Genomic DNA, 22,622 nt, shown 5'->3' with positions numbered 1-22,622 from the left:
AGGTATTTCGTAAGAGTTGTTACCTCAAGTCAAACTGCTTTAACCAAAAATCACCTCATGGCCAAGTCAGGTAAAAAAGATACTAATTCGGGCATTAAAGACTCAAAACTGCCAATTGTTGATAAAGCGGAAGAAGAGGAGTTGTTCCCTGAATTGAAAAAAGCATGGAAGGATGTTCGATGGGTAGGCTTTTTTGTGTTTTTGTTTGTGTCTATTCCATCAATGGCTGTTTCCACTTTGCTAACGAAGTTGTTGTCACCAACTGCTATGAATGCAGAAATGGGACAAAATCTTTTAGAAATTGCCTTAAAAACTGCCCCGTTGACTTTGGCGGTTATCATTATAGTATTTATTCATCTTCGAGACTGGATTGAATTTGGGTGGGGATCGCTTTTTCTTAGCATTTTTGTTCTGCTCGTCACCACGCTGTTGCTTAACAAACAAGGGTACGAAATGATTAAACTGGCTTGGGCTCAGTCAACCGGAAACGTTGCTATTACTTTTTTGTTAAACCTGTTGTTAGGCTATTTAGGCATGTATTTTTGGTGGCCTTTTGTTTGTTCTTTAGTTGTCGGAACTTTTGGAGCTTGGGCAACCAACCGTCTGATTACTGCAATTGAGTAATATTCCTCAAAAAACGGACTTTGACAATATAAACACGACCAAAAGTCTTTGTAAATGGCTAAAATATAATGATTTTAAAATAAGATTACTTCGAAGTATAATATTGTCCATTCTCACTAATTTTTTGATAATTCCAGGCTATAATGTCTGTTGATACGCTTAAAAAACCTTTGATAGCATCAACTTGTTTTATTAAAATGAAACAATCAAACCGGTTTTTTATCGTATATGTTTGGGCTATTTTAGCTGTTTTCTCCTCTTGTGCAAACAGACAGGCATCCCCATTAACAAATTCTGCAAACAAACAAACCTCAAATAAATTAATGGAAACTCACAATTTAAATCCATCTGCAGTACCTGACTCTATTGAAATTGCAACCCTTGGCGGAGGTTGCTTCTGGTGTTTAGAAGCTGTTTACCAAAGTTTGGAAGGAGTCTTAAAAGTAGAATCGGGATATATGGGTGGTACCATTAAAAACCCCTCGTACAAAGAAGTCTGTACCGGTAAAACAGGTCATGCCGAAGTGGTTCAGGTTAGTTTTAACCCCAACCAAATTGGCTTTAAAGATATTTTAGAAGTTTTCTGGCATATTCACGATCCAACTACACTCAATCGTCAAGGAAATGATGTTGGAAGCCAGTATCGTTCTGCTATTTTTTATCATAGTCCGGAACAAAAAGCAATTGCTGAACAATCTAAATCAGAAATATCCCTGACCGGACTTTGGTTAAATCCGCTTGTTACTGAAATTACAAGTGCCACCGATTTTTTCAAGGCAGAAGATTACCATCAAAATTATTTCTCAGAAAATCCCGATCAGCCTTATTGTGTTTATGTGGTCAACCCAAAACTGGAAAAATTTAAAAAACAGTTTAAAAATCGGCTCAAAGAAGATATTGCAGAATAAAGGCATTAAAGATTGTATAAAAAAGAGCCAAATTTGGGTTGAAGAAGCAGTATAATTTTTTATTGCCAGACATTCCGGTTAAGACTGTCGGCAATTGAAATCATATCGCCCGTTTCGTAAAAATCATTGTAGATAAAGTTGGGATACCTGCCTGTACTCATTTTACAATCATCAATATGTTGTAAAAGTGAGGCTTTGGAATTAACAATAACTGCTGAATCGTAGCGGGGATTTATCACGGTAATAAAATGATTCAGCAAATATAAATCATGATCAATATTTCCCCTGTTAACAGAACACGAAAAATCGTACCGGCTTTGAGCCGAGTACGGATTGTCAAACATATGATTCCAGTTACTTAAAATTCCGGGTAAATTGTTTGGATTGCTAACATTAGCAAACACCACCAAACGCCGTTTACTATCAATCATCTCCTTTAAAGTTGGCCACGACTGATTTGATTGTTTGATGAACAGGTAATCACTTAGCTGAGTGAATGAAAATGCATCAAGTAGTTGGTTGATATTCGTATTTGTATCTTCAATTGTGATTGTAATTACTTCATTAGGCTGATTGTCCATAAATTGCTTAACTTCCAATAATATATCTGTAAAAAACAAACAGCCAAAACCGGGAAAATTGTGATAAACATAAATTGCGCTATCCACACAATAAGCATCTCCTGTAAGCCACCACACATCTAAATTCAGGCATCTGATACCATCTTGTAATTGCTGACTGATATTTCGTTTTTGATTGGCAACTAAGTTGTGAAATTCCGGTTCATATGCAAATGAATTGTGTGTACCTGCATAGGTATGTTGAGTATAAATATGGTTACAGAAATCAGGGCTACCATTACAACTTTGTGAACTTTCCAGAATTATTTCTTCTCTGCATCCACCGGAAATTACAGAGAAAAACAGAATTACAAAAAGAAACCAATGCTTTACAGCCTGTAAAAAGTTGCCAGAATATCGAGAAAACAAATTCATTTTTGCGCTATTTAATGATGCAAATCTACTATTATAAAACGATATTTTTGAAAAGTTGGAGACTTCAACTTATCCAATCTGTCGGCAAATACTCAAGATTTGAACAGAAAGGAATACTCCAAATATAAAACCGCATGAAAAACCTATACAATTGTTGATAAATTTTGTCTCTACCAATAAAATAATTATCTTTGCATCCACTTTAAATCTTTATTTAAAGAAAATATTTAATCCGTTTTTTTCACCATTAAAAATCTTTTGTTTTGACTGAAGAAAATTTCGAACAGCCTGAAATGCTGGATAATGATTCTGACAATAACGAGTCAGAAGAAATGGATAGCAATGCCGAAGAACAATTAGCTGCTGAAGATACAGAAGCTGTTGTTGAAAATGATACTGAAGAAACCGTCCTAAGTGTTGCAGCACTTATAGAGGATGATGAAAACACAGGCACTCCTGCCTCACATGATGATTTTGATTGGACCTTAGGTAAAAGGTCTCAGAAAAATTATGCTAAAGAAGAACGTGAAAAATACACAGACTTGTATGACAGCACTTTTAAAACCATTGCTAAAAATGAAATCATCAAAGGTCGGGTTGAAGCAATCAGCTCTACTGATGTTGTTTTAGATGTGGGTTTTAAATCTGATGGGTTAGTTGCTTTATCTGAATTTCGCGACATGCCTGATCTTAAGATTGGAGATATCGTAGATGTTTATGTCGTAGAAAAAGAAGACAAAAACGGCCAATTGATTTTATCCAGAAAAAGTGCAAAACTGCTCAAAGCATGGGAAAACATCGTTCGTGCACATGCTGAAGATGAAGTGGTACAAGGGCTTATTATCAGTAAAACAAAAGGTGGTCTTATCGCTGATGTATTCGGTTTGGAAACTTTCCTTCCCGGCTCTCAAATTGATGTGAAGCCTATTGTGGATTATGATGTATATGTTGGAAAAACCATGGACTTTAAAGTGGTTAAAATTAACGAAGCCATTAAAAATGCAGTGGTATCACACAAAGCACTTATTGAAAGTGATTTGGCAGAACAACGTCAACGAATTATCGCACTATTGGAAAAAGGTCAGGTTCTGGAAGGAACTGTGAAAAACATAACTGACTTTGGTGCATTTATTGACCTTGGCGGTGTTGATGGATTGCTCTATATCACCGATATTTCCTGGGGTCGTATCAACCATCCTTCTGAAGTGTTAACCTTAAACCAGAAACTCAATGTAGTAGTGATAGAATTTGACGATGCTAAAAAACGCATCTCACTCGGCTTGAAGCAACTAACCCCACATCCGTGGGATGTTTTGGACGGCACACTCAGCGAAGGCTCATTAGTTAAAGGCAAATTGGTTAATATTGAAGATTATGGGGCATTCCTCGAAATTACCCCGGGAGTAGAAGGGCTTATTCACGTATCAGAAGTATCCTGGTCAAACCAACCGATCAATGCTCGTGAATACTTTAAAGTCGGACAGGAGTTGGAAGCTAAAATCGTTACTCTCAATCGCGATGAGCGAAAAATGTCTTTAAGTATCAAACAATTACTTTCAGATCCATGGGAAAGCATTGAAGAACGCTTCCCGGTCGGTAGCCGTCATTCCGGAGAAGTCAAAAACATTACTCCTTATGGTGTTTTTGTCGAACTTTCAGAGGGAATTGGTGGAATGGTTCATATCTCAGACTTGTCATGGACTAAACGCTTTAGCCATCCTTCTGAATATTCAAAAGTTGGTGAACAATTAGAAGTCATAATTTTGGGTATTGATAAGGAAGCACGTAAACTTTCTCTTGGGCACAAACAAATCGAAGAAGACCCTTGGGATACTTTTGCTACTGTTTTCCCAACGGGATCTATTCACCAAGGTACCATCATCCGTAAAGACGACAATGGTGCAACAGTTTCCTTACCCTACGGTTTAGAGGCTTTTGCCCCTATTAAATTGTTGAAAAAGGAAGACAATACCACTGCCTCATTAGATGAAACCCTCGATTTTGTAATTTCAGAGTTCGACCGTAATGATAAACGCATTATTGTTTCCCATATAGAGACCTGGAAAAAACAAAAAGAGCAGGCTGAAAAAACTGAAAAAGAAAACAAAGCCAAAGAAGATCAGGAAGCTACCGAAAAGGTTCAAAAAATTAATCAGCAAACTGAAAAATCAACCTTTGGCGACTTAGATGAATTGGCTCAATTGAAAGCTAAAATGGAAAGTTCTTCATCAGAAGAAAGTAAAGTCGCAGAAACAGCAACTGAAGAAAACAATAATGAAGAAGAAACAACTGATGCTGAAGCTGAAAACGAATAAATAAGTCTATACTCTAAACTTGTTTTTTTATAACGACCGGCGTTGCTTATGCAATGCCGGTTTTTTATTGTTCAATTTTAGGTATTTTACAAAATATAACATACTATGTGTATGAAAAATGTTTCTGTTTATGGGTGATTGATACTTCTGTTAAACCTTATAAGTTATAACAAGTACCCAAAACCGTGATAGATAAACTGGAACAAAGCTTTGATTTCAGATATGTAGAATCAGAGGTGTTTATGCTTTTGCTCCGAAGAATGTAGGACTATTAAAACCCAGCAATAAAAAAGCCCTTTTACTTAAAAAAGTAAAAGGGCTTGATTTATCATTCGTTAAAATGTTGTTTAACGCCTAATCAATAATTGCCGGGTTTCGGTTAGTCATTCTTTCCAACTCTTCTTTAGAACCAACCACTAAACGACGGAATTGTCGGGAACCTGTTCCTGCAGGGATAAGGTGTCCAACAATGACATTTTCTTTTAGTCCAAGCAAATCGTCCCGTTTTGCAGCAATAGCTGCCTGACTAAGTACTTTGGTCGTTTCCTGAAATGAAGCGGCTGAAATCCAACTGCTTGTTCCTAAAGATGCTCTGGTAATACCCTGCAAAAGCGGTCTGGATGTGGCAGATATTGCATTCCTGAACTGAACTAATTTTTTATCATTTCGACGAAGGTAAGAGTTTTCTTCTCTCAATTGTCTAAGTGATACAATTTGTCCGGTTCTCAAAACAGTTGAATCTCCGGCATCAGTTACTACCTTTTTATCAAAAATGCGGTCGTTTTCTTCCATGAATTCGATTTTGTCAACCGCCATTTTTTCCATAAACCGGGTATCTCCGGGTTCAACGATGCTAACTTTACGCATCATCTGCCGCACAATAGACTCGATATGCTTATCATTGATTTTTACCCCTTGTAAACGGTAAACTTCCTGAACTTCATTGACCAAATATTCTTGAACAGCAAAGGTTCCTTTTATATTCAGAATGTCGGATGGAGTAATGGCTCCGTCTGAAAGCGGGTCTCCGGCTTTGACAGAATCATTTTCCAATACCAGGATATGTTTAGACACAGGGACTAAATAAGTGCGTTTTTTACCGGTTCGGGATGTAATGGTAATTTCGCGATTACCTCTTTTTATTTTTCCATAGGAAACAATTCCATCAATTTCAGAAACAACGGCCGGATTTGAAGGGTTACGGGCTTCGAACAGTTCAGTTACCCGAGGTAGTCCACCGGTAATATCCCTTACTTTACCAATAACGCGAGGAATTTTAATCAACACCTTGCCTCTGTGCACCATTTCGTGATTTTCCACATTAATGTGAGAACCTACCGGTAAACTGTAAGAATACAACTCTTTACCATCCACAGCATCTAAAATTCTGATAGAAGGAATCAAGGTTTTGTTTTTACTTTCAATAATAACCTTATCCCGATATCCGGTTTGTTCATCTGCTTCTTCGCGGTAGGTAACTCCTTCAGTTATGTGTTCATACTCGACAGCCCCTGTATATTCAGAAACAATTACAGCATTATAAGGATCCCAATCACAAATTACATCGCCTTTGGAAACTTGCTGTCCGTTTTTGACATAAAGGTTTGCACCATAAGGAATGTTATTAATAACCAATTGACGATTGGTTTTTGAATCTAAAATTCTGACTTCACCATTTCTTCCAAGTACAATTTCCTTAGTATCTCCATTTTCAGCAACGTGTACACAACTACGCAATTCATCAAGTTCAATTATACCGTCGAATTTTGCAGTCAACTTTGATTCTGTTGCTATGTTAGAAGCAGTACCTCCAACGTGGAAAGTACGGAGGGTCAACTGGGTTCCAGGTTCACCGATTGATTGAGCGGCAATGATTCCAACTGCATCTCCAATCTGTGCCATTCTGTTATGGGTAAGATTTCGTCCGTAACATTTTACACAGACACCGTACTTAGATTCACAAGTCAAAACTGAACGGATAGCAACACTTTCAATTCCGGTTTCCTCATCAATATAACGGGCAATATCATCTCCAATCTCTTCACCGGCAGCAACAATCAACTCTTCGGTATGCGGGTGGTAAATATCCTGAAGTGCCATACGTCCTAAGATTCTTTCATACAAAGGTTCTACAACATCTTCATTGTCTTTTAGAGCAGAAATTTCAATTCCTCTCAACGTATAGCAATCTTCCTCTGAAATTATTACATCCTGAGCCACATCCACCAACCTTCTGGTCAAGTAACCGGCATCTGCTGTTTTCAATGCCGTATCTGCCAACCCTTTTCTTGCACCGTGTGTAGATATAAAATATTCCAAAACTGACAGCCCTTCTTTAAAGTTTGCCAAAATTGGGTTTTCTACAATTTCCGGTCCTACAGAACCCGACTTTCTGGGTTTCGCCATCAGTCCTCTAAGTCCGGCCAACTGTTTAATTTGTTCTTTAGAACCCCGTGCACCGGAATGGAACATCATATATAAGGCGTTAAAGCCCTGACGATCTTCTTCAATACCTCTGATTAAAGTATCACTGATTCGAGTCCCTAAACGGGTCCAAATATCAATGACCTGATTGTAGCGTTCGTTATTGGTAATTAAGCCAATCTCATAGTTTGAAGCCACTTCATCTACTTCAGATTGTGCTCGTTGAATCATTTCAAGTTTTTGAGAAGGTACCAGCAAGTCGTTAATACTAAATGATAATCCCCCTTTAAATGCCCATTCAAAGCCCATTTTTTTGATATCATCTAAAAATTGAGCTGTTCTTGAAATTCCAACAACTTTTATTATATCTCCAATAACCGTTCTGAGTTCTTTTTTGGAAAGCAATTTATTTATGAAACCAACTTTAGAAGGCACCACTTCGTTGAATAAGACCCTGCCGGTTGTTGTAGTAAGGAGTTGGCTTGACAAATTGCCTTCTGCATTGCGAACCTTTACCTTCACTTTAATGATACTGTGCAAATCAAGTGCTCGCTCATTAAAAGCAATAATAACCTCCTCGGTAGAATAAAACATTTTACCTTCTCCCTTCATGGGATGACCGGGTATGCCTTTTCTTTCTTTGGTGATATAGTAAAGACCCAAAACCATATCCTGAGAAGGCAATGCAATAGGCGTACCATTTTGCGGATTGAGGATATTGTGAGAGGACAACATCAACAATTGAGCTTCCAGGATGGCTTCGTTACTTAACGGAACATGCACCGCCATTTGGTCTCCGTCAAAGTCAGCGTTAAATGCCGTACAAACGAGAGGGTGTAACTGAATGGCCTTGCCTTCCACTAATACAGGCTGAAAGGCCTGAATTGATAAACGGTGTAATGTCGGTGCCCGATTAAGCAATACCGGATGTCCTCTCAGAATGTTTTCAAGAATATCCCAAACTACGGACTCTTTCCGGTCAACTAATTTTTTTGCTGATTTTACCGTTTTTACTATCCCTCTTTCAATCAGTTTTCTGATAATAAATGGTTTAAACAACTCAGCAGCCATTGCTTTAGGCAGTCCACATTCGTGCATTTTCAAGGTCGGACCTACTACAATTACCGAACGACCGGAATAATCTACCCTTTTTCCAAGCAGGTTTTGTCGGAAACGTCCTTGTTTGCCTTTCAAAACGTCACTTAAAGATTTAAGTGCTCGTCCACCTTCTGCTTTTACCGCATTTGATTTTCTTGAATTATCAAACAAAGAATCCACTGACTCCTGAAGCATTCTTTTTTCGTTTCTCAAAATCACTTCAGGTGCCTTAATCTCAATCAACCTTTTAAGACGATTGTTTCTGATAATCACTCTACGGTAAAGGTCATTCAAATCAGAACTGGCAAATCTGCCTCCATCCAAAGGAACTAACGGTCGTAATTCCGGTGGAATAACTGGTAAGTATTGTACAACCATCCATTCAGGGCGGTTCTCTCTGACTGAATTTGCTTCGCGAAAAGCTTCAACAACACTTAATCGTTTAAGAGCTTCTGCTTTACGTTGTTGTGATGATTCATTTTCTGCGGAAGTTCTCAATTGGAATGATAAACTGTCGAGATCTATTCTTTCTAAAAGATCTTTTACAGCCTCACCTCCCATTTTTGCTATGAACTTATTAGGATCTGTATCAGGCAAATGTTGATTGTCTTTTGGAAGGGCATCCAGCATTTCGAGATAGTCTTCTTCGTTGAGCAGGTCGAGATAAGACACTTTGTTTTCCAAAACACCCGGCTGAATCACAACGTATCGTTCATAATAAATAACCGTCTCCATTTTTTTAGAAGACATTCCAAGTATATAACCGATTTTGTTGGGCAGTGATTTGAAATACCAAATATGTACTACCGGAACAACAAGTTTGATATGCCCCATGCGCTCTCTACGCACTTTCTTTTCTGTTACTTCAACTCCGCATCTGTCGCAAACAATACCTTTGTAACGAATACGCTTATATTTGCCGCAAAAGCATTCATAGTCCTTAATAGGCCCGAAAATGCGTTCACAAAACAAACCTTCGCGTTCCGGTTTATAAGTCCGGTAGTTAATGGTTTCAGGCTTTGTTACCTCTCCATAAGAATTTGCCAATATGATATCCGGAGATGCAAGGCTTATAGTAATGCTTGTAAAGTCAGCGTTTTTCTTTTTCTCTTTATCTTTTTTAATTGCGGACATAATTACCTTTTGGTTTAATGTTTTGAAAAACTTAGAAGACTTGTTGTTAACTTGCTGATCATGTATTCAGCTACTCTTACCCTTCTATTTTAAATCCAATTCAAGTGCTAAACCTTGCAACTCGTGCATGAGAACGTTAAAAGATTCCGGAATACCGGGATTTGGTATTACGTCTCCTTTAACTATTGCCTCATAAGCTTTCGCACGACCTATTATATCATCTGATTTAACAGTGAGCATTTCCCGTAAAATATTAGAAGCACCAAAAGCCTCCAATGCCCATACTTCCATTTCACCAAATCGCTGACCTCCAAACTGTGCTTTTCCACCAAGAGGCTGTTGTGTGATTAATGAATAAGGACCAATAGACCTTGCGTGCATCTTATCGTCAACCATGTGGGCTAATTTTAGCATGTAAATTACCCCTACGGTAGCTGGCTGATGGAATCTGTCACCGGTTTCTCCATCGTATAAATAAGTTTGTCCTAAAGATGGCAACCCGGCTTTTTTAATTTCAGATTCAATCACATCAACCGTAGGCCCGTCAAAGATAGGGCAAGCGTATTTTAGCCCCAGTTTTTTGCCGGCCCATCCTAAAACGGTTTCGTAAATTTGCCCTAAGTTCATCCGGGAAGGCACCCCCATCGGGTTGAGTACTATATCCATTGGCGTACCATCTGCTAAAAATGGCATGTCTTCTAAACGTACAATCTTCGCAACAATTCCTTTGTTACCGTGACGGCCTGCCAACTTATCACCTACGCGAAGTTTTCGTTTTTTGGCAATATACACTTTTGCTAATTTCAAAACACCAGTAGGCAATTCATCTCCGATGGTAATACTGAATTTTACACGTTTAAATCGGGCTATTTCTTCACCAACTTTGATTGTATAATTGTGAACAAGTCGTTTCAATGTATCGTTGGTCAGCGAATCAGTTGTCCATTTTCGCATATCCAATATTCTGAAATCATCTATAGCGCTTAAAATCGGAAGTGTGAACTTCACTCCAACTGGAATTACTTCTTCCTGGTGGTTATTGCGAATGCCTTCTGATCTTTTGCCTTCTAATAATTCCATCAGTTTGCCCAACAATATATCACGCAACTTGTCCAATACTACTTTGTGTTCGTGTTCAGCTTTGGTAACTTCGTCCTTTTCTTTGCCTTTGCTTTCTTTGTTTTTCTTGGCACGGGCAAAAAGTTGTTTTCCTATCACAACACCTTCAATAGAAGGTGGAACTTTTAAGGAAGCGTCTTTAACATCACCGGCCTTATCTCCAAAAATTGCCCGCAACAGTTTTTCTTCCGGTGTTGGATCAGATTCGCCTTTAGGTGTGATTTTACCAACCAGAATATCTCCTTCTTTGATATGAGCACCTATTCTGATTATTCCGTTCTCGTCCAAATCTTTAGTAGCATCTTCACTGACATTGGGAATATCATTGGTCAATTCTTCTTCACCCAATTTTGTGTCTCTGACTTCTAAATCAAAAGACTCGATATGAATAGATGAAAAGATGTCTTCTCTGACCACACGTTCAGAAATCACAATTGCATCCTCAAAGTTATAACCTTTCCAAGGCATGAAAGCAACTGTAAGATTCTGACCTAATGAAAGTTCACCATTGGCTGTAGCAAAACCCTCGCATAAAGCCTGCCCTGCTTCGACAAGATCGCCTTTTCGGACGACCGGTTTGAGATTTATGCAAGTTGCCTGATTGGTACGTCTGAATTTAATTAGTTCATAGGTTACACAATCATCTTCAAAACTAGCAATCCGCTCTTCATTCGTTCGTTCATATCGGACTACAATTTTGGTAGAATCTACAAATTCCACGATCCCCTTTCGTTCTGCGTTGAGCAACATTCGAGAGTCCTGGGCTACTTTTGCCTCCAAGCCTGTTCCAACAATCGGAACTTCAGGACGAAGCAGAGGAACCGCCTGCCGCTGCATGTTTGACCCCATCAAAGCGCGGTTTGCATCATCGTTTTCCAAGAATGGGATTAACGAAGCAGAAACTCCAACAATCTGGTTTGATGCAACGTCAATAAATTGAAGTTCTTCAGGAGCAACAATAGGGAACTCACCTTCCTGTCTGGCTTTAATTCTATCTGCCTTAATACTGCCGTCTTTCGAATCAATTTCTGCAATTGCCTGACCAATCATTTTATCATCTTCCTCTTCAGCAGATAAATAGGCTACATCTTTTGGCCCCATCAATACCTTACCTTCGCTCACTTTTCGGTAGGGAGTTTCCAAAAAGCCCAAATCATTTACTTTTGCATGAATGCACATCGTAGAAATTAAGCCGATATTTGGACCTTCAGGGGTTTCAATCGTACAAAGGCGTCCATAGTGAGAATAGTGTACGTCCCGGACTTCAAAACCAGCCCTTTCTCTAGATAACCCACCAGGACCTAAAGCAGAAATACGGCGTTTATGCGTGATTTCAGAAAGTGGGTTAGTTTGGTCTAAAAACTGTGAAAGTTGGCTGGTTCCGAAAAATGTATTGATAACAGAAGACAAAGTACGTGCATTAATCAGGTCAATTGGTGTAAAAACCTCTGTATCCCTAACATTCATACGTTCGCGTATAGTTCTTGCCATTCTTGCTAAACCAACACTAAACTGTGCAAACAATTGTTCACCAACTGTCCGAATACGGCGGTTACTTAAATGATCAATATCGTCAATCTCTGCGTTCTGATTGGTCAATTTCACCAGATATTCTACCATACTGATGATATCTTCCTTAGTAAGCACTCTTACAGATTCAGAAGTTGTCAACTTTAACTTCTTGTTGATTTTGTAACGTCCTACTTCCCCCAAATCATATCGTTTATCCGAGAAAAATAGTTTGTCAATAATACCACGGGCTGTTTCTTCATCCGGGGGGTCAGCACCTCTTAATTGTCTGTATATATGCTGAACAGCTTCTAATTCAGAGTTGGAAGTATCCTTTTGCAAAGTATTCAAAATAATTGCAAAATCTCCTGCACGTTCGTCTTTTTGAAGAATGATGGTTGCAATACCCGTTTCGAGAATATCCTGTATATTATTTTCGTCTAATACAGTATCCCTGTCCAATAATACTTCATTTCGCTCTATGGTAACAACTTCACCGGTATCTTCATCAACAAAATCTTCGACCCAGGTTCTAAGAACCCTCGCTGCCAGTTTTTTTCCAAGATTAGCCTCCAGGGTAGTTTGAGTTACCTGAATTTCATTGGCAAGGTCAAACAATTCTAAAATAGACTTATCCGTGTCATAACCAATTGCCCGTAACAAGGTAGTTACCGGAAACTTCTTTTTACGGTCAATATAAGCATACATCACATTGTTGATGTCTGTAGCAAATTCTATCCAGGCACCCTTAAAGGGAATTACTCTTGCAGAATAAATCCGTGTGCCATTTGGATGTACACTTTGACTAAAAAATACACCGGGAGAACGATGCAACTGCGAAACTACGATACGTTCAGCACCATTTACAATAAAAGTGCCCTTTGCAGTCATATAAGGCAGATTGCCCAAAAAAACCTCCTGCTCAATTGTTTTAAAGTCAACATGCTCTTCGTCGTTACATGACAAACGCAGTTTGGCTTTTAAAGGCACACTATAAGTTAGCCCCCTATTGATACATTCTTCAATAGTGTATCTGGGAGGATCTATAAAATAATCCAAAAATTCGAGGGTAAAAATGTTTCTTGCATCACTAATGGGGAAGTTTTCTCTGAAAACAGCATACAAACCCTCGTTGGACCTGTTTTCTGGAGTAGTTTCAATTTGAAAAAACTTCTTAAATGCATCAATTTGAATTCCTAATAAATCAGGGTAATCGAAAGTTTGTTTGATTTTGCCAAAGTTAACTCTCTCTGTGTAACCGCTTTTATAAATAGCCATATTAAAACAGACTTTATTTTGAATTAAAGTAAATACAAAATAGGCAAAGGAACAGGCTGTTCCATTGCCTATTTAAGCGGATAAATGTAGTTGTGTTGATAGTTTAAGCGTAGCGAGTAAAATTATGTGTGAAAAATTGGAAACAAAATAGGATTGTACAATAACAACGCACCAATTCCTTTAAACATTCAACAAGTAATAGTTGAATGACGGAGTTTCGCTAACTGTTTTTCAAAACACAATAATTACTTCACTTCTACTTCCGCACCAACTTCTACTAATTGAGCTTTAATTGATTCAGCCTCTTCTTTAGAAACTTTTTCTTTCACAACTGAAGGAGCTGCATCTACCAAATCTTTGGATTCTTTCAAACCTAAATTAGTAATGTTTTTTACAACTTTCACAACATTTAGTTTATTGGGACCAGCCGATTTTAGTAAAACATCAAATTCGGTTTGAACTGCTTCTGCTGCTTGTTCGGTACTGCCACCTCCACCGCCTGCAACCATAACTGGAGCAGCAGCAGCGGGTTCAATGCCGTAATCATCTTTTAGAATTCGGGCTAACTCGTTAACTTCTTTGACGGTTAAGTTAACTAACTGTTCTGCAAATGCTTTTAAATCTGCCATTTTATTATTTTTTTAAATTGTTTTCAAATTCGCCTTTTAAAAAAGCAAGCGTTAGTAAATATTGAATATATATCTAGAGTGCGTAACCAAAGGATTGTCTGTATTATTCTTTTTCAGATAAAGTCTTGACAATACCCGCCAATTTATCACCACCCGATTTCAAGGCAGAAATAACATTCTTGGCAGGAGATTGTAAAATTCCGATAACCTCTCCTAACAATTCAAACTTGGATTTCAGTTTAGTAAGTGTTTCCAGATTTTCTTCACCTACAAAAACTGCTGAGTCAATATATGCGGCTTTAAAAACAAAGCCTTCCATTTTCTCATTGTTTTGTAAGTCTTGAATTGCTTTTGCAGGTAGATTCGATGTCTCGGTAAAAATTATAGTTGTCGGTCCGTGTAACTGAGAGTAAATATCAGTGTATTTAGACTCGCTGATTTGGTCCAAGGCCTTTTTGATAAGTGTATTTTTAGCCACTTTCAACTGTAACCCCTTAGAATAAAATATTCTACGCACTTTGGTAATCTCTTCAACCGTAAGAGTTGATGAATCTGCCAGATAGAAATATTCGCTACTGCCAAATTTTTCCTTAAGCTCCTCAATGATTGCCGCTTTTCCTTCCCTTCTCATGATTAAATACCTTTAATTGATTTAGGTTCAATGGCAATTCCGGGACTCATCGTACTTGCCATAAAAATACTTTTAAAATAGGTGCCTTTTGCTGCAGTAGGTTTCATTTTAGCCAATGTCTGTACCAATTCCACTGCATTTTCTGTCAGTTTTTCGGGTGAAAAAGAAACCCGTCCAACCGATGCATGGATGATACCAAACTTGTCAACTTTAAATGCGATTTTACCTTGTTTTACTTCGGCAACAGCTGCGGCTACGTTAGGGGTAATAGTTCCGGTTTTGGGGTTTGGCATCAAACCACGGGGGCCTAAAACACGTCCTAACTTACCAACTTGAGCCATAACATTAGGGGTCGCAATAATGACATCTATATCTGTCCATCCTGCCAAAATCTTATCAACATACTCATTGAGTCCGTAATAATCGGCACCGGCTTGTTTTGCTTCTTCTTCTTTATCCGGAGTACACAAAACCAACACGCGTTTTACTTTTCCTGTACCATGTGGCAAGGAAACTGTACCACGAAGTGCCTGATCCGGTTTGCGCGGATCTACTCCAAGTCGCACATGCAAATCTACAGACGCATCAAACTTAGTGGTATTAACCTCTTTTACTAATGCAGCAGCTTCAGTAAGGGCATACATTTTGTTGCTGTCAACCTTGCCTACTATTGCTTTGCGTTTTTTTGTGAGTTTCACGATATTTAGTTTTTACTCTTTGCTCAAAAATCTGTTCCTAATATACTCTACTTGTCTAAGACTTCTGCCAGGGTGGGGTTCCTGATACTGTAACTCCCATACTTCGGGCTGTACCTGCGACCATTCTCATTGCAGATTCGATAGTAAAGGCATTCAAATCGGGCATTTTCTTTTCAGCTATCTGCTGAACCTGCTCCCATGTTAAATTGCCTACTTTACGACGGTTAGGCTCGGGCGAAGCTCCTGCGAGTTTGCTTGTTGCCTTTTTAGGTTTTAACTTACAAGCCTGTCCAATTAAAATTGGAGTAGGAGGCGTTTTAATGACAAATGTGAATGACTTGTCTTTATAAACTGTCAATAAGACCGGTAACAACTCGCCTTGCATCTCCTGAGTTCGTGCATTGAATTCTTTACAGAACTGCATAATATTAACACCTTTTGAACCGAGTGCCGGACCAATTGGCGGGGATGGATTTGCTTGTCCTCCTTTTACTATCAGCTTGACCAGGTTTTCTACTTCTTTAGCCATTAGCTTTGATTAATTTTTTCTACTTGAACAAAATTTAACTCGACCGGAGTTCTTCGACCAAAAATTCTTACGATGACTTTCAGTTTTTTCTTGTCTTCGTGTATTTCCTCAATTGTGCCGTCAAAATCATTAAACGGACCGTCAATAATCTTAACTTTTTCGCCAATAATAAATGGCTCTATAACATGTTCCCCAACATCCTGCATTTCATCTACTTTTCCTAAAATCCGGTTGACTTCAGATTCACGAAGCGGGATCGGAGTTTCAGTTCCCAGAAAATTAATGACTCCATTAAAATTCCGTATGCTTTGAACGATATCGGCGTGCATTTTACCTTCTAATGCTTCCACAAGAATATATCCCGGATAAAAGTTGCGGTCTTTGACCGATTTTTTTCCGTTCTTTACAGTATATACCTTTTCTAATGGAACTAAAATTTGTGTTACTATTTCGTTCCATTTATTAGCTATCAGCATTTTGTCAAGATGCTCTTTTATTTTGCGCTCCTTACCGCTAATAACCCTAAGGGCATACCACCTTTTTACAGGTACCTGTGTTATTTCTTCTTTCATGCTTAAAACAGAATGCTACAACCAATATTAACTAAAAATGCTGTAGATATAATACATAATTCCTTGAAACAGATTGTTTTCAGGATTTGCACCAAAAATAAAATCAATTAAAAAGATAGTGATCGAAAATATTAATGTGGCAATCAACACAACCATCACACTGCCCTGAAGTTCTTCCCAAGTGGGCCAACTTACTTTATATAACAGTTCGTGAATGGTTTCCTTTATGTATAGTTTTACCTTCTCCATTGTCGAATTTTCAGACTTTCAATTAAAATTAGCACGGGCGGAAGGGCTCGAACCCTCGGCCTACGGTTTTGGAGACCGTCGCTCTACCAACTGAGCTACACCCGTTCAAGTTCTTTTGAGAATAATAGTATTAAGATAAAATCTCAGTTACTTGACCTGCACCAACTGTACGACCACCTTCACGAATTGCGAAACGCAAACCTTTTTCCATAGCGATGGGGTAAATCAGTTCTACGTTAATGGTCAGGTTGTCGCCGGGCATTACCATTTCCACACCATCGGGAAGGGTAATTGAGCCGGTTACGTCAGTTGTTCGGAAATAGAATTGCGGACGGTATTTGTTAAAGAACGGAGTATGACGGCCGCCTTCTTCTTTGCTCAACACGTACACCTCAGCTAAAAATTTAGTGTGAGGTTTTACCGATCCGGGTTTGCAAATAACCATTCCTCGTTTAAGTGCGTCTTTGTCAATACCTCGCAACAGCAAACCTGCGTTATCACCGGCTTCTCCGCGGGTCAAGATTTTGCGGAACATTTCCACACCTGTTACTACAGAAGTTAAAGGTTTTTCTTCAACGGGACGAAGACCGATAATTTCTACAGGGTCGCCTGAGTTAATAACCCCTCTTTCAATTCTTCCGGTTGCCACAGTTCCACGACCTGTAATTGAAAACACGTCTTCAATAGGCATTAAGAAAGTTTTATCAACTGCACGCTCTGGTACAGGAACATAGTCATCAACAGCCTGCATCAATTCTTTGATAACCTTCATTTCTTCGGGGTCACCATTCAAAGCTTTTAGTGCAGAACCTTTAATAATTGGCGTATCATCACCGGGGAAGTTGTAAAAAGTGAGCAACTCACGTAATTCCATTTCTACCAACTCTATCAATTCCGGATCATCCACCAAATCCACTTTGTTCATATAAACAACGATACGGGGAACACCTACCTGACGAGCCAACAAGATGTGCTCACGGGTTTGAGGCATTGGGCCGTCAGTTGCTGCGCAAACCAAGATAGCACCGTCCATCTGAGCAGCACCGGTAACCATGTTTTTCACATAGTCGGCGTGGCCGGGGCAATCTACGTGTGCATAGTGACGGTTATTGGTTTCATACTCTACGTGAGCGGTATTAATCGTGATACCTCTTTCTTTTTCTTCAGGGGCAGAGTCAATTGAATCATAGTCTTTTTTCTGTGCCAATCCTTCCAAAGACAATACATAGGTAATTGCCGCTGTTAATGTGGTTTTACCGTGGTCAACGTGTCCGATAGTTCCGATGTTAACGTGCGGTTTGTTACGTACAAATTCCTGCTTAGCCATAGTTTAATTTTCCTTTTTAGGTTTAAGCGATTTTGTTAAATTTATTTTTATTTAATGAGCCAATGATGGGAATTGAACCCATGACCTCTTCCTTACCAAGGAAGTGCTCTGCCCCTGAGCTACATTGGCCTTTTTAACATTTGGTTTACAAATGAAAAAAGAGCGGGAGACGAGGCTCGAACCCGCGACCCTCAGCTTGGAAGGCTGATGCTCTACCAACTGAGCTACTCCCGCCTGCTTGTGTGCCGGTTACTTTCGTTTGGGCACACAAAGTTTCTATATTAAATACCGAGTGGGGGGAGCAGGATTCGAACCTACGAAGGCATGAGCCAGCAGATTTACAGTCTGCCCCAGTTGGCCGCTTTGGTATCCCCCCAATCAGAATTTTATATCCTTATCTATGTCAAAAATGCAGGATTTACTGACTTTAAACCCTGCTTTCTCTTTCGGTGTGCAAAGATACGATAATTGTTTTTATCAAGAGCATTTTTTTTGAAAAAAAATTACCGAAGTCGAATTTTATCTTTATATCTTTCAATTTGCTTTTTTAAGGATTCAACAGCCGCATCTATTGCCTCTTCAAACACTTTGTTTGTTTCTGCGGCTATGATTTGTTCACCCGGAAGATTGATTTTAATCTTTGCGGTCTTATCTTTTATATGGCTGGACTTATTGTCTAAGGTCAAATACACTTCAGCATCGGTGATACGGTCAAAATATTGTGATAATTTACTGACTTTTTTTTCAGTATAATCAAGCAAAGGTTGTGCTGCAGTAAACTGAACGGATTGAATGATTACCTTCATAAATTGTTGTTTTTCTGTTTAAAAAATTAACATTTTCACAAGCTCATTGTATCAAATACTGACTATATCATGTCTTCAGTATTTATAAATGATAAACTCAACTGTTGTTTATAGTTTTGGTGTTTACCCTCCTCTGGGATGTGCCTGCTTATAAGCTTCTTTTATCTTTTCAATAGAGGCGTGGGTATATATCTGGGTAGCAGAAAGACTGGAATGTCCCAGAAGTTTACTGATTGATTTTATGTCTGCTCCATTATTTAATAAAGTAGTGGCAAATGTATGACGCAGAACATGTGGGTTTTTAGCAGATGTGGTGGTAACATAACCTAAATATTTAACGGTTAAAAGGTAAACAGATTTCGGATTTAATAAATTCCCTTTTTTATTCAAAAATAAATGTTCCTGCGCAGGATTGGGAAATGTTTCATTGCGCACATTCATATAAACTTCAAGTTGTTTTAATTGTTTTTGACCGAGTGGCATTATTCGCTCTTTTTTTCCCTTGGCAATGAACCTTACTGTTTCAGACTGAGTGTCAATTGAGTTGATGGTTAATGACAAAAGCTCACTAACCCTCATGCCTGTGGCAAAAAACAGTTCGAGAATGGTTTTATCCCTAATTCCGGTAAAATCATCGGTAAACGTTACTTCATCTAAAAGAAATGCTATTTTTTCCTGATCAATATATTTCGGCAGTTTTCGTCCTGTCTTTTGTATTGACGGTATATTTTGCGTAGGAGTAACTTTTACAATAGACTCCCTTTTCAAAAACTTATAGTAAGATTTAACAGCAGATACTTTGCGCTTGATGCTTACGATTTTCAACTTTTGCAAAACCAGTTCAGCTATCCACGATTTCAGATGCTGCAAGGTAATTTTATCCGGGGTAATATCCTGAATTTCGTAAGTCAAAACCACATAAGCATACAGTTGCTCAATGTCATTTTTGTATGCAATCACCGTATGTGGTGAATATTTTTTCTGATTTTCTAAATACTCAATAAAAAGTTGGAGCGGTGGAGTACAACTCATCTATGCGCTAATGTTTAATGCCCGTAAATTAAAGTATTTATTTTGAAAGCTACAAATTTCCGGCTCATTACCACTAAGAATTTTTGATACCTTCGCTCACTTATTTTTGTAATAGCTAAAATTGTACACTTATTGTCCCTGTTTATCTTCTGGTTAATACTTAATTTCATACAACTTTACCAAACCTGATGCAAACCTAATTGTTATTTATTTCATAAAATCATGTGAATGAGATATCGAGTGTTGAAATTCACGATTATCTCTCTGATAATTTCACTGATGATTTTGCACAATTTTTTCCGCTTTTTTAACCAACTTGTAATTTTTCACTAAACATACCTAAATAAAATGTCTGTATTTGATTTAGACCTGATAAAATCGGTTTATGCCGATATGCCCCGAAGGGTAGCCGCTGCCCGCAATTTTTTGAATCACCCGCTCAGTCTGACCGAAAAAATTCTGTATAGCCATTTATGGGAAAACCGGTTACCTCAAACAGCTTTAAGCAGAGGAAACGACTATGTTGATTTTGCTCCTGACCGAGTGGCAATGCAGGATGCCACCGCACAAATGGCACTTCTACAATTTATGACAGCCGGTCGAACCAAAGTGGCAGTGCCAAGTACTGTTCACTGCGACCATTTGATTTTAGCCAAAAACGGAGCAGAAAAAGACCTGGCTGAAGCAATTGACACCAACAAAGAGGTCTATGACTTTTTGGCTTCTGTGTCTGATAAATACGGAATTGGATTTTGGAAACCCGGTGCCGGTATTATACACCAAGTGGTTTTAGAGAATTATGCTTTCCCGGGTGGCATGATGATCGGAACTGACTCCCATACCGTTAATGCAGGCGGTTTGGGTATGGTAGCTATCGGAGTAGGTGGAGCAGATGCAGTAGATGTAATGGCCGGAATGGCTTGGGAACTGCTGATGCCCAAACTCATCGGAGTTAAACTCACCGGAAAAATGAACGGTTGGACTTCGGCAAAAGATGTTATATTGAAAGTAGCCGGTATCTTGACTGTGAAAGGGGGTACCGGATGTATTCTGGAATACTTTGGCGAAGGTGCCCGCAATATATCGTGTACAGGAAAGGGAACAATTTGCAATATGGGTGCTGAAATCGGCGCAACTACCTCTTTGTTTGGCTACGACGAGGCTATGAGCAGATACTTACGAGCAACTGAACGAAAAGAAATAGCCGAACTTGCCGATGCTATCGCACACCACCTGACCGGTGATGATGAAGTTTACCTACACCCCGAAAAATATTTTGATCAGGTTATAGAAATTGATCTTTCCTCGCTCGAACCCCATGTAAATGGTCCCTACACCCCTGATTTGGCATGGCCAATTTCTGAGTTTGCAAAAGCAGTAAAAGACAATGGTTATCCGCAAAAGTTAGAAGTAGGATTGATAGGTTCTTGCACAAACTCCTCTTACGAGGATTTGGATAGAGCTGCTTCTATCGCAAAGCAGGCAATCGCTAAAAAATTGAAAGCAAAGTCTGAATTTACCATCACTCCCGGTTCTGAACAAGTTCGTTATACCGTAGAACGAGATGGAATCCTCAGTTTGTTTGAAAAAATAGGCGGAGTTGTGCTGGCGAATGCCTGCGGGCCTTGTATCGGGCAATGGAGCCGGCATACTAACGACCCAAACAAGGCCAACTCGATTATTACCTCGTTCAACCGGAACTTTGCCAAACGAAATGATGGCAATCCCGCCACCCGAGCATTTGTCGCATCGCCCGAAATCGTTACGGCCATGGTACTTGCAGGCGACCTTTCCTTCAATCCGCTTGCCGATACCTTAATTAATGAAGACGGAATTGAAGTAAAGTTAGATCCTCCTTTTGGCGATGAATTGCCCCAAAAAGGGTTTGATGTGAAAGATGCAGGCTATGTTGCCCCTGCGGATGATAGCAGTAAGGTTAATGTTGTCGTTCATCCCGATTCCAAACGCTTACAATTGCTCTCTCCTTTCCCCGCTTGGGAAGGTACTGACCTGAAAGGTCTTCGATTGCTCATCAAAGCCAAAGGCAAATGTACAACTGATCATATCTCGATGGCCGGACCTTGGCTGCGCTTTCGCGGTCATTTGGATAATATCTCTAACAATATGCTCATCGGGGCAACTAACTATTTCAATGATCTGGCAAATACTGTCTTTAATCCCTTAACCGGAGAATTTACAGCAGTTCCGGATTTAGCTCGCTATTTTAAAGCAAAAGGAATAGGCACCATAGTTTTTGGTGAAGAAAACTACGGAGAAGGCTCAAGTCGTGAACATGCCGCCATGGAACCCCGTCATTTGGGAGTAAGAGCTGTTGTCGTTAAATCGTTTGCCCGTATTCATGAAACAAACCTTAAAAAACAAGGTATGCTGGCACTGACTTTTGTCAATCCTGCTGATTACGACCTGATCCGTCAGGATGATGTTGTTGATGTAGTAGGTTTAACCCATTTTGAACCCGGTAAAAACCTGACTATCGTATTAACCCATGCTGATGGAAGTTCCAACTCATTTGAAGCAAAACATACTTACAACGAGCAACAAATAGCCTGGTTTAAAGCAGGTAGTGCACTAAATCTGATTCGTCAAAAACAACTTGTGTGAAACCTGTCTTTTAACTTAGAGGATTGATTTGTTAAATTGGCTGTTAGGTTAGTCTATATTAATGCCACTCCTTCCAAGGTAGTGGCATTAATTTTTTGGTTTTGTCAATGGGTAATACTCCTT

16 protein-coding genes and 4 tRNA genes are annotated in these 22,622 nt (G+C 39.0%); 4 read left to right on the top strand and 16 right to left on the bottom strand.

From position 1 onward, the window contains the following. Positions 1–57 precede the first annotated feature (57 nt). Entirely contained in the window at positions 58–624 is a 567-nt protein-coding gene (locus IPM47_09730) for a hypothetical protein (protein QQS31168.1), read from the top strand. Between the two features lie 197 nt (positions 625–821). Further along, positions 822–1,532 (top strand): peptide-methionine (S)-S-oxide reductase MsrA, encoded by a 711-nt coding sequence (gene msrA / locus IPM47_09725; GenBank protein ID QQS31167.1) that lies wholly within the window; start codon positions 822–824, stop codon positions 1,530–1,532. A 59-nt stretch (positions 1,533–1,591) separates the two neighbouring features. Here the strand turns inward: msrA and IPM47_09720 are convergent, their stop codons facing one another. Further along, on the bottom strand, positions 1,592–2,527 hold the full coding sequence (locus IPM47_09720) for a phosphatidylinositol-specific phospholipase C domain-containing protein (protein ID QQS31166.1): 936 nt from the start codon (positions 2,525–2,527) through the stop codon (positions 1,592–1,594). Between the two features lie 293 nt (positions 2,528–2,820). Between IPM47_09720 and rpsA the strand changes: the two genes are divergently transcribed. Further along, positions 2,821–4,842, top strand: a complete 2,022-nt coding sequence (gene rpsA, locus IPM47_09715) for a 30S ribosomal protein S1 (GenBank protein ID QQS31435.1) — start codon at positions 2,821–2,823, stop codon at positions 4,840–4,842. 354 nt (positions 4,843–5,196) lie between these two features. Here the strand turns inward: rpsA and rpoC are convergent, their stop codons facing one another. From rpoC to IPM47_09640, 15 genes are all read right to left on the bottom strand, one after another. Continuing rightward, positions 5,197–9,498 (bottom strand): DNA-directed RNA polymerase subunit beta', encoded by a 4,302-nt coding sequence (rpoC, locus tag IPM47_09710; protein ID QQS31165.1) that lies wholly within the window; start codon positions 9,496–9,498, stop codon positions 5,197–5,199. A gap of 84 nt (positions 9,499–9,582) precedes the next feature. Continuing rightward, positions 9,583–13,404 carry a DNA-directed RNA polymerase subunit beta gene (gene rpoB / locus IPM47_09705; GenBank protein QQS31164.1) on the bottom strand — a complete coding sequence of 1,274 codons (3,822 nt, stop codon included), beginning with the start codon at positions 13,402–13,404 and terminating at the stop codon, positions 9,583–9,585. A gap of 245 nt (positions 13,405–13,649) precedes the next feature. Beyond that, a complete protein-coding gene (rplL, locus tag IPM47_09700) occupies positions 13,650–14,033 on the bottom strand; it encodes a 50S ribosomal protein L7/L12 (protein ID QQS31163.1) in 384 nt (127 codons plus the stop codon). 103 nt (positions 14,034–14,136) lie between these two features. Beyond that, positions 14,137–14,664 (bottom strand): 50S ribosomal protein L10, encoded by a 528-nt coding sequence (locus tag IPM47_09695; protein QQS31162.1) that lies wholly within the window; start codon positions 14,662–14,664, stop codon positions 14,137–14,139. A 2-nt stretch (positions 14,665–14,666) separates the two neighbouring features. Then, positions 14,667–15,365: a 50S ribosomal protein L1 gene (locus IPM47_09690; protein QQS31434.1), complete on the bottom strand. Its 699-nt coding sequence runs from the start codon at positions 15,363–15,365 to the stop codon at positions 14,667–14,669. 52 nt (positions 15,366–15,417) lie between these two features. Beyond that, entirely contained in the window at positions 15,418–15,891 is a 474-nt protein-coding gene (rplK, locus tag IPM47_09685; protein ID QQS31161.1) for a 50S ribosomal protein L11, read from the bottom strand. Next, complete coding sequence (gene nusG / locus IPM47_09680; protein ID QQS31160.1) at positions 15,891–16,463, bottom strand: transcription termination/antitermination factor NusG; 573 nt, start codon at positions 16,461–16,463, stop codon at positions 15,891–15,893. The genes rplK and nusG overlap by 1 nt, the downstream gene beginning before the upstream one ends. Before the next feature lie 27 nt (positions 16,464–16,490). Next, positions 16,491–16,712, bottom strand: a complete 222-nt coding sequence (secE, locus tag IPM47_09675; protein ID QQS31159.1) for a preprotein translocase subunit SecE — start codon at positions 16,710–16,712, stop codon at positions 16,491–16,493. Positions 16,713–16,744: 32 nt separating this feature from the next. Then, positions 16,745–16,817, bottom strand: a tRNA-Trp gene (locus IPM47_09670). A 25-nt stretch (positions 16,818–16,842) separates the two neighbouring features. Then, positions 16,843–18,039, bottom strand: coding sequence for an elongation factor Tu (gene tuf, locus IPM47_09665; GenBank protein QQS31158.1), 1,197 nt, complete (start codon positions 18,037–18,039; stop codon positions 16,843–16,845). A 57-nt stretch (positions 18,040–18,096) separates the two neighbouring features. After that, positions 18,097–18,168 (bottom strand) — tRNA-Thr (locus IPM47_09660). A gap of 32 nt (positions 18,169–18,200) precedes the next feature. Next, positions 18,201–18,273: transfer RNA gene (locus IPM47_09655), tRNA-Gly, on the bottom strand. A gap of 59 nt (positions 18,274–18,332) precedes the next feature. Next, a tRNA-Tyr gene (locus tag IPM47_09650) sits at positions 18,333–18,415 on the bottom strand. 127 nt (positions 18,416–18,542) lie between these two features. Further along, on the bottom strand, positions 18,543–18,845 hold the full coding sequence (gene raiA, locus IPM47_09645; protein QQS31157.1) for a ribosome-associated translation inhibitor RaiA: 303 nt from the start codon (positions 18,843–18,845) through the stop codon (positions 18,543–18,545). 123 nt (positions 18,846–18,968) lie between these two features. Continuing rightward, positions 18,969–19,877, bottom strand: coding sequence for a tyrosine-type recombinase/integrase (locus tag IPM47_09640; protein QQS31156.1), 909 nt, complete (start codon positions 19,875–19,877; stop codon positions 18,969–18,971). Between the two features lie 348 nt (positions 19,878–20,225). On the opposite strand from IPM47_09640, the gene IPM47_09635 reads away from it, so the two are divergent. Then, the gene (locus tag IPM47_09635) at positions 20,226–22,499 is read left to right on the top strand and encodes an aconitate hydratase (protein QQS31155.1); all 2,274 of its coding nucleotides are present in this window, start codon (positions 20,226–20,228) and stop codon (positions 22,497–22,499) included. The last annotated feature ends 123 nt before the right edge of the window (positions 22,500–22,622 follow it).

The sequence above is a fragment of the Sphingobacteriales bacterium genome (assembly GCA_016700115.1).
GTDB lineage: Bacteria > Bacteroidota > Bacteroidia > Chitinophagales > UBA2359 > UBA2359.
The sequence above is the reverse complement of the archived record's forward strand: the minus strand, read 5'-3'. Positions and strand labels throughout refer to the sequence as shown.

Bases quoted from the DNA above. Each gene is read 5' to 3' on its own strand.
- IPM47_09730 (QQS31168.1), top strand. From the start codon at position 58: ATGGCCAAGTCAGGTAAAAAAGATACTAATTCGGGCATTAAAGACTCA.
- msrA (QQS31167.1), top strand. From the start codon at position 822: ATGAAACAATCAAACCGGTTTTTTATCGTATATGTTTGGGCTATTTTA.
- IPM47_09720 (QQS31166.1), bottom strand. From the start codon at position 2,527: ATGAATTTGTTTTCTCGATATTCTGGCAACTTTTTACAGGCTGTAAAG.
- rpsA (QQS31435.1), top strand. From the start codon at position 2,821: ATGCTGGATAATGATTCTGACAATAACGAGTCAGAAGAAATGGATAGC.
- rpoC (QQS31165.1), bottom strand. From the start codon at position 9,498: ATGTCCGCAATTAAAAAAGATAAAGAGAAAAAGAAAAACGCTGACTTT.
- rpoB (QQS31164.1), bottom strand. From the start codon at position 13,404: ATGGCTATTTATAAAAGCGGTTACACAGAGAGAGTTAACTTTGGCAAA.
- rplL (QQS31163.1), bottom strand. From the start codon at position 14,033: ATGGCAGATTTAAAAGCATTTGCAGAACAGTTAGTTAACTTAACCGTC.
- IPM47_09695 (QQS31162.1), bottom strand. From the start codon at position 14,664: ATGAGAAGGGAAGGAAAAGCGGCAATCATTGAGGAGCTTAAGGAAAAA.
- rplK (QQS31161.1), bottom strand. From the start codon at position 15,891: ATGGCTAAAGAAGTAGAAAACCTGGTCAAGCTGATAGTAAAAGGAGGA.
- nusG (QQS31160.1), bottom strand. From the start codon at position 16,463: ATGAAAGAAGAAATAACACAGGTACCTGTAAAAAGGTGGTATGCCCTT.
- secE (QQS31159.1), bottom strand. From the start codon at position 16,712: ATGGAGAAGGTAAAACTATACATAAAGGAAACCATTCACGAACTGTTA.
- tuf (QQS31158.1), bottom strand. From the start codon at position 18,039: ATGGCTAAGCAGGAATTTGTACGTAACAAACCGCACGTTAACATCGGA.
- raiA (QQS31157.1), bottom strand. From the start codon at position 18,845: ATGAAGGTAATCATTCAATCCGTTCAGTTTACTGCAGCACAACCTTTG.
- IPM47_09640 (QQS31156.1), bottom strand. From the start codon at position 19,877: ATGAGTTGTACTCCACCGCTCCAACTTTTTATTGAGTATTTAGAAAAT.
- IPM47_09635 (QQS31155.1), top strand. From the start codon at position 20,226: ATGTCTGTATTTGATTTAGACCTGATAAAATCGGTTTATGCCGATATG.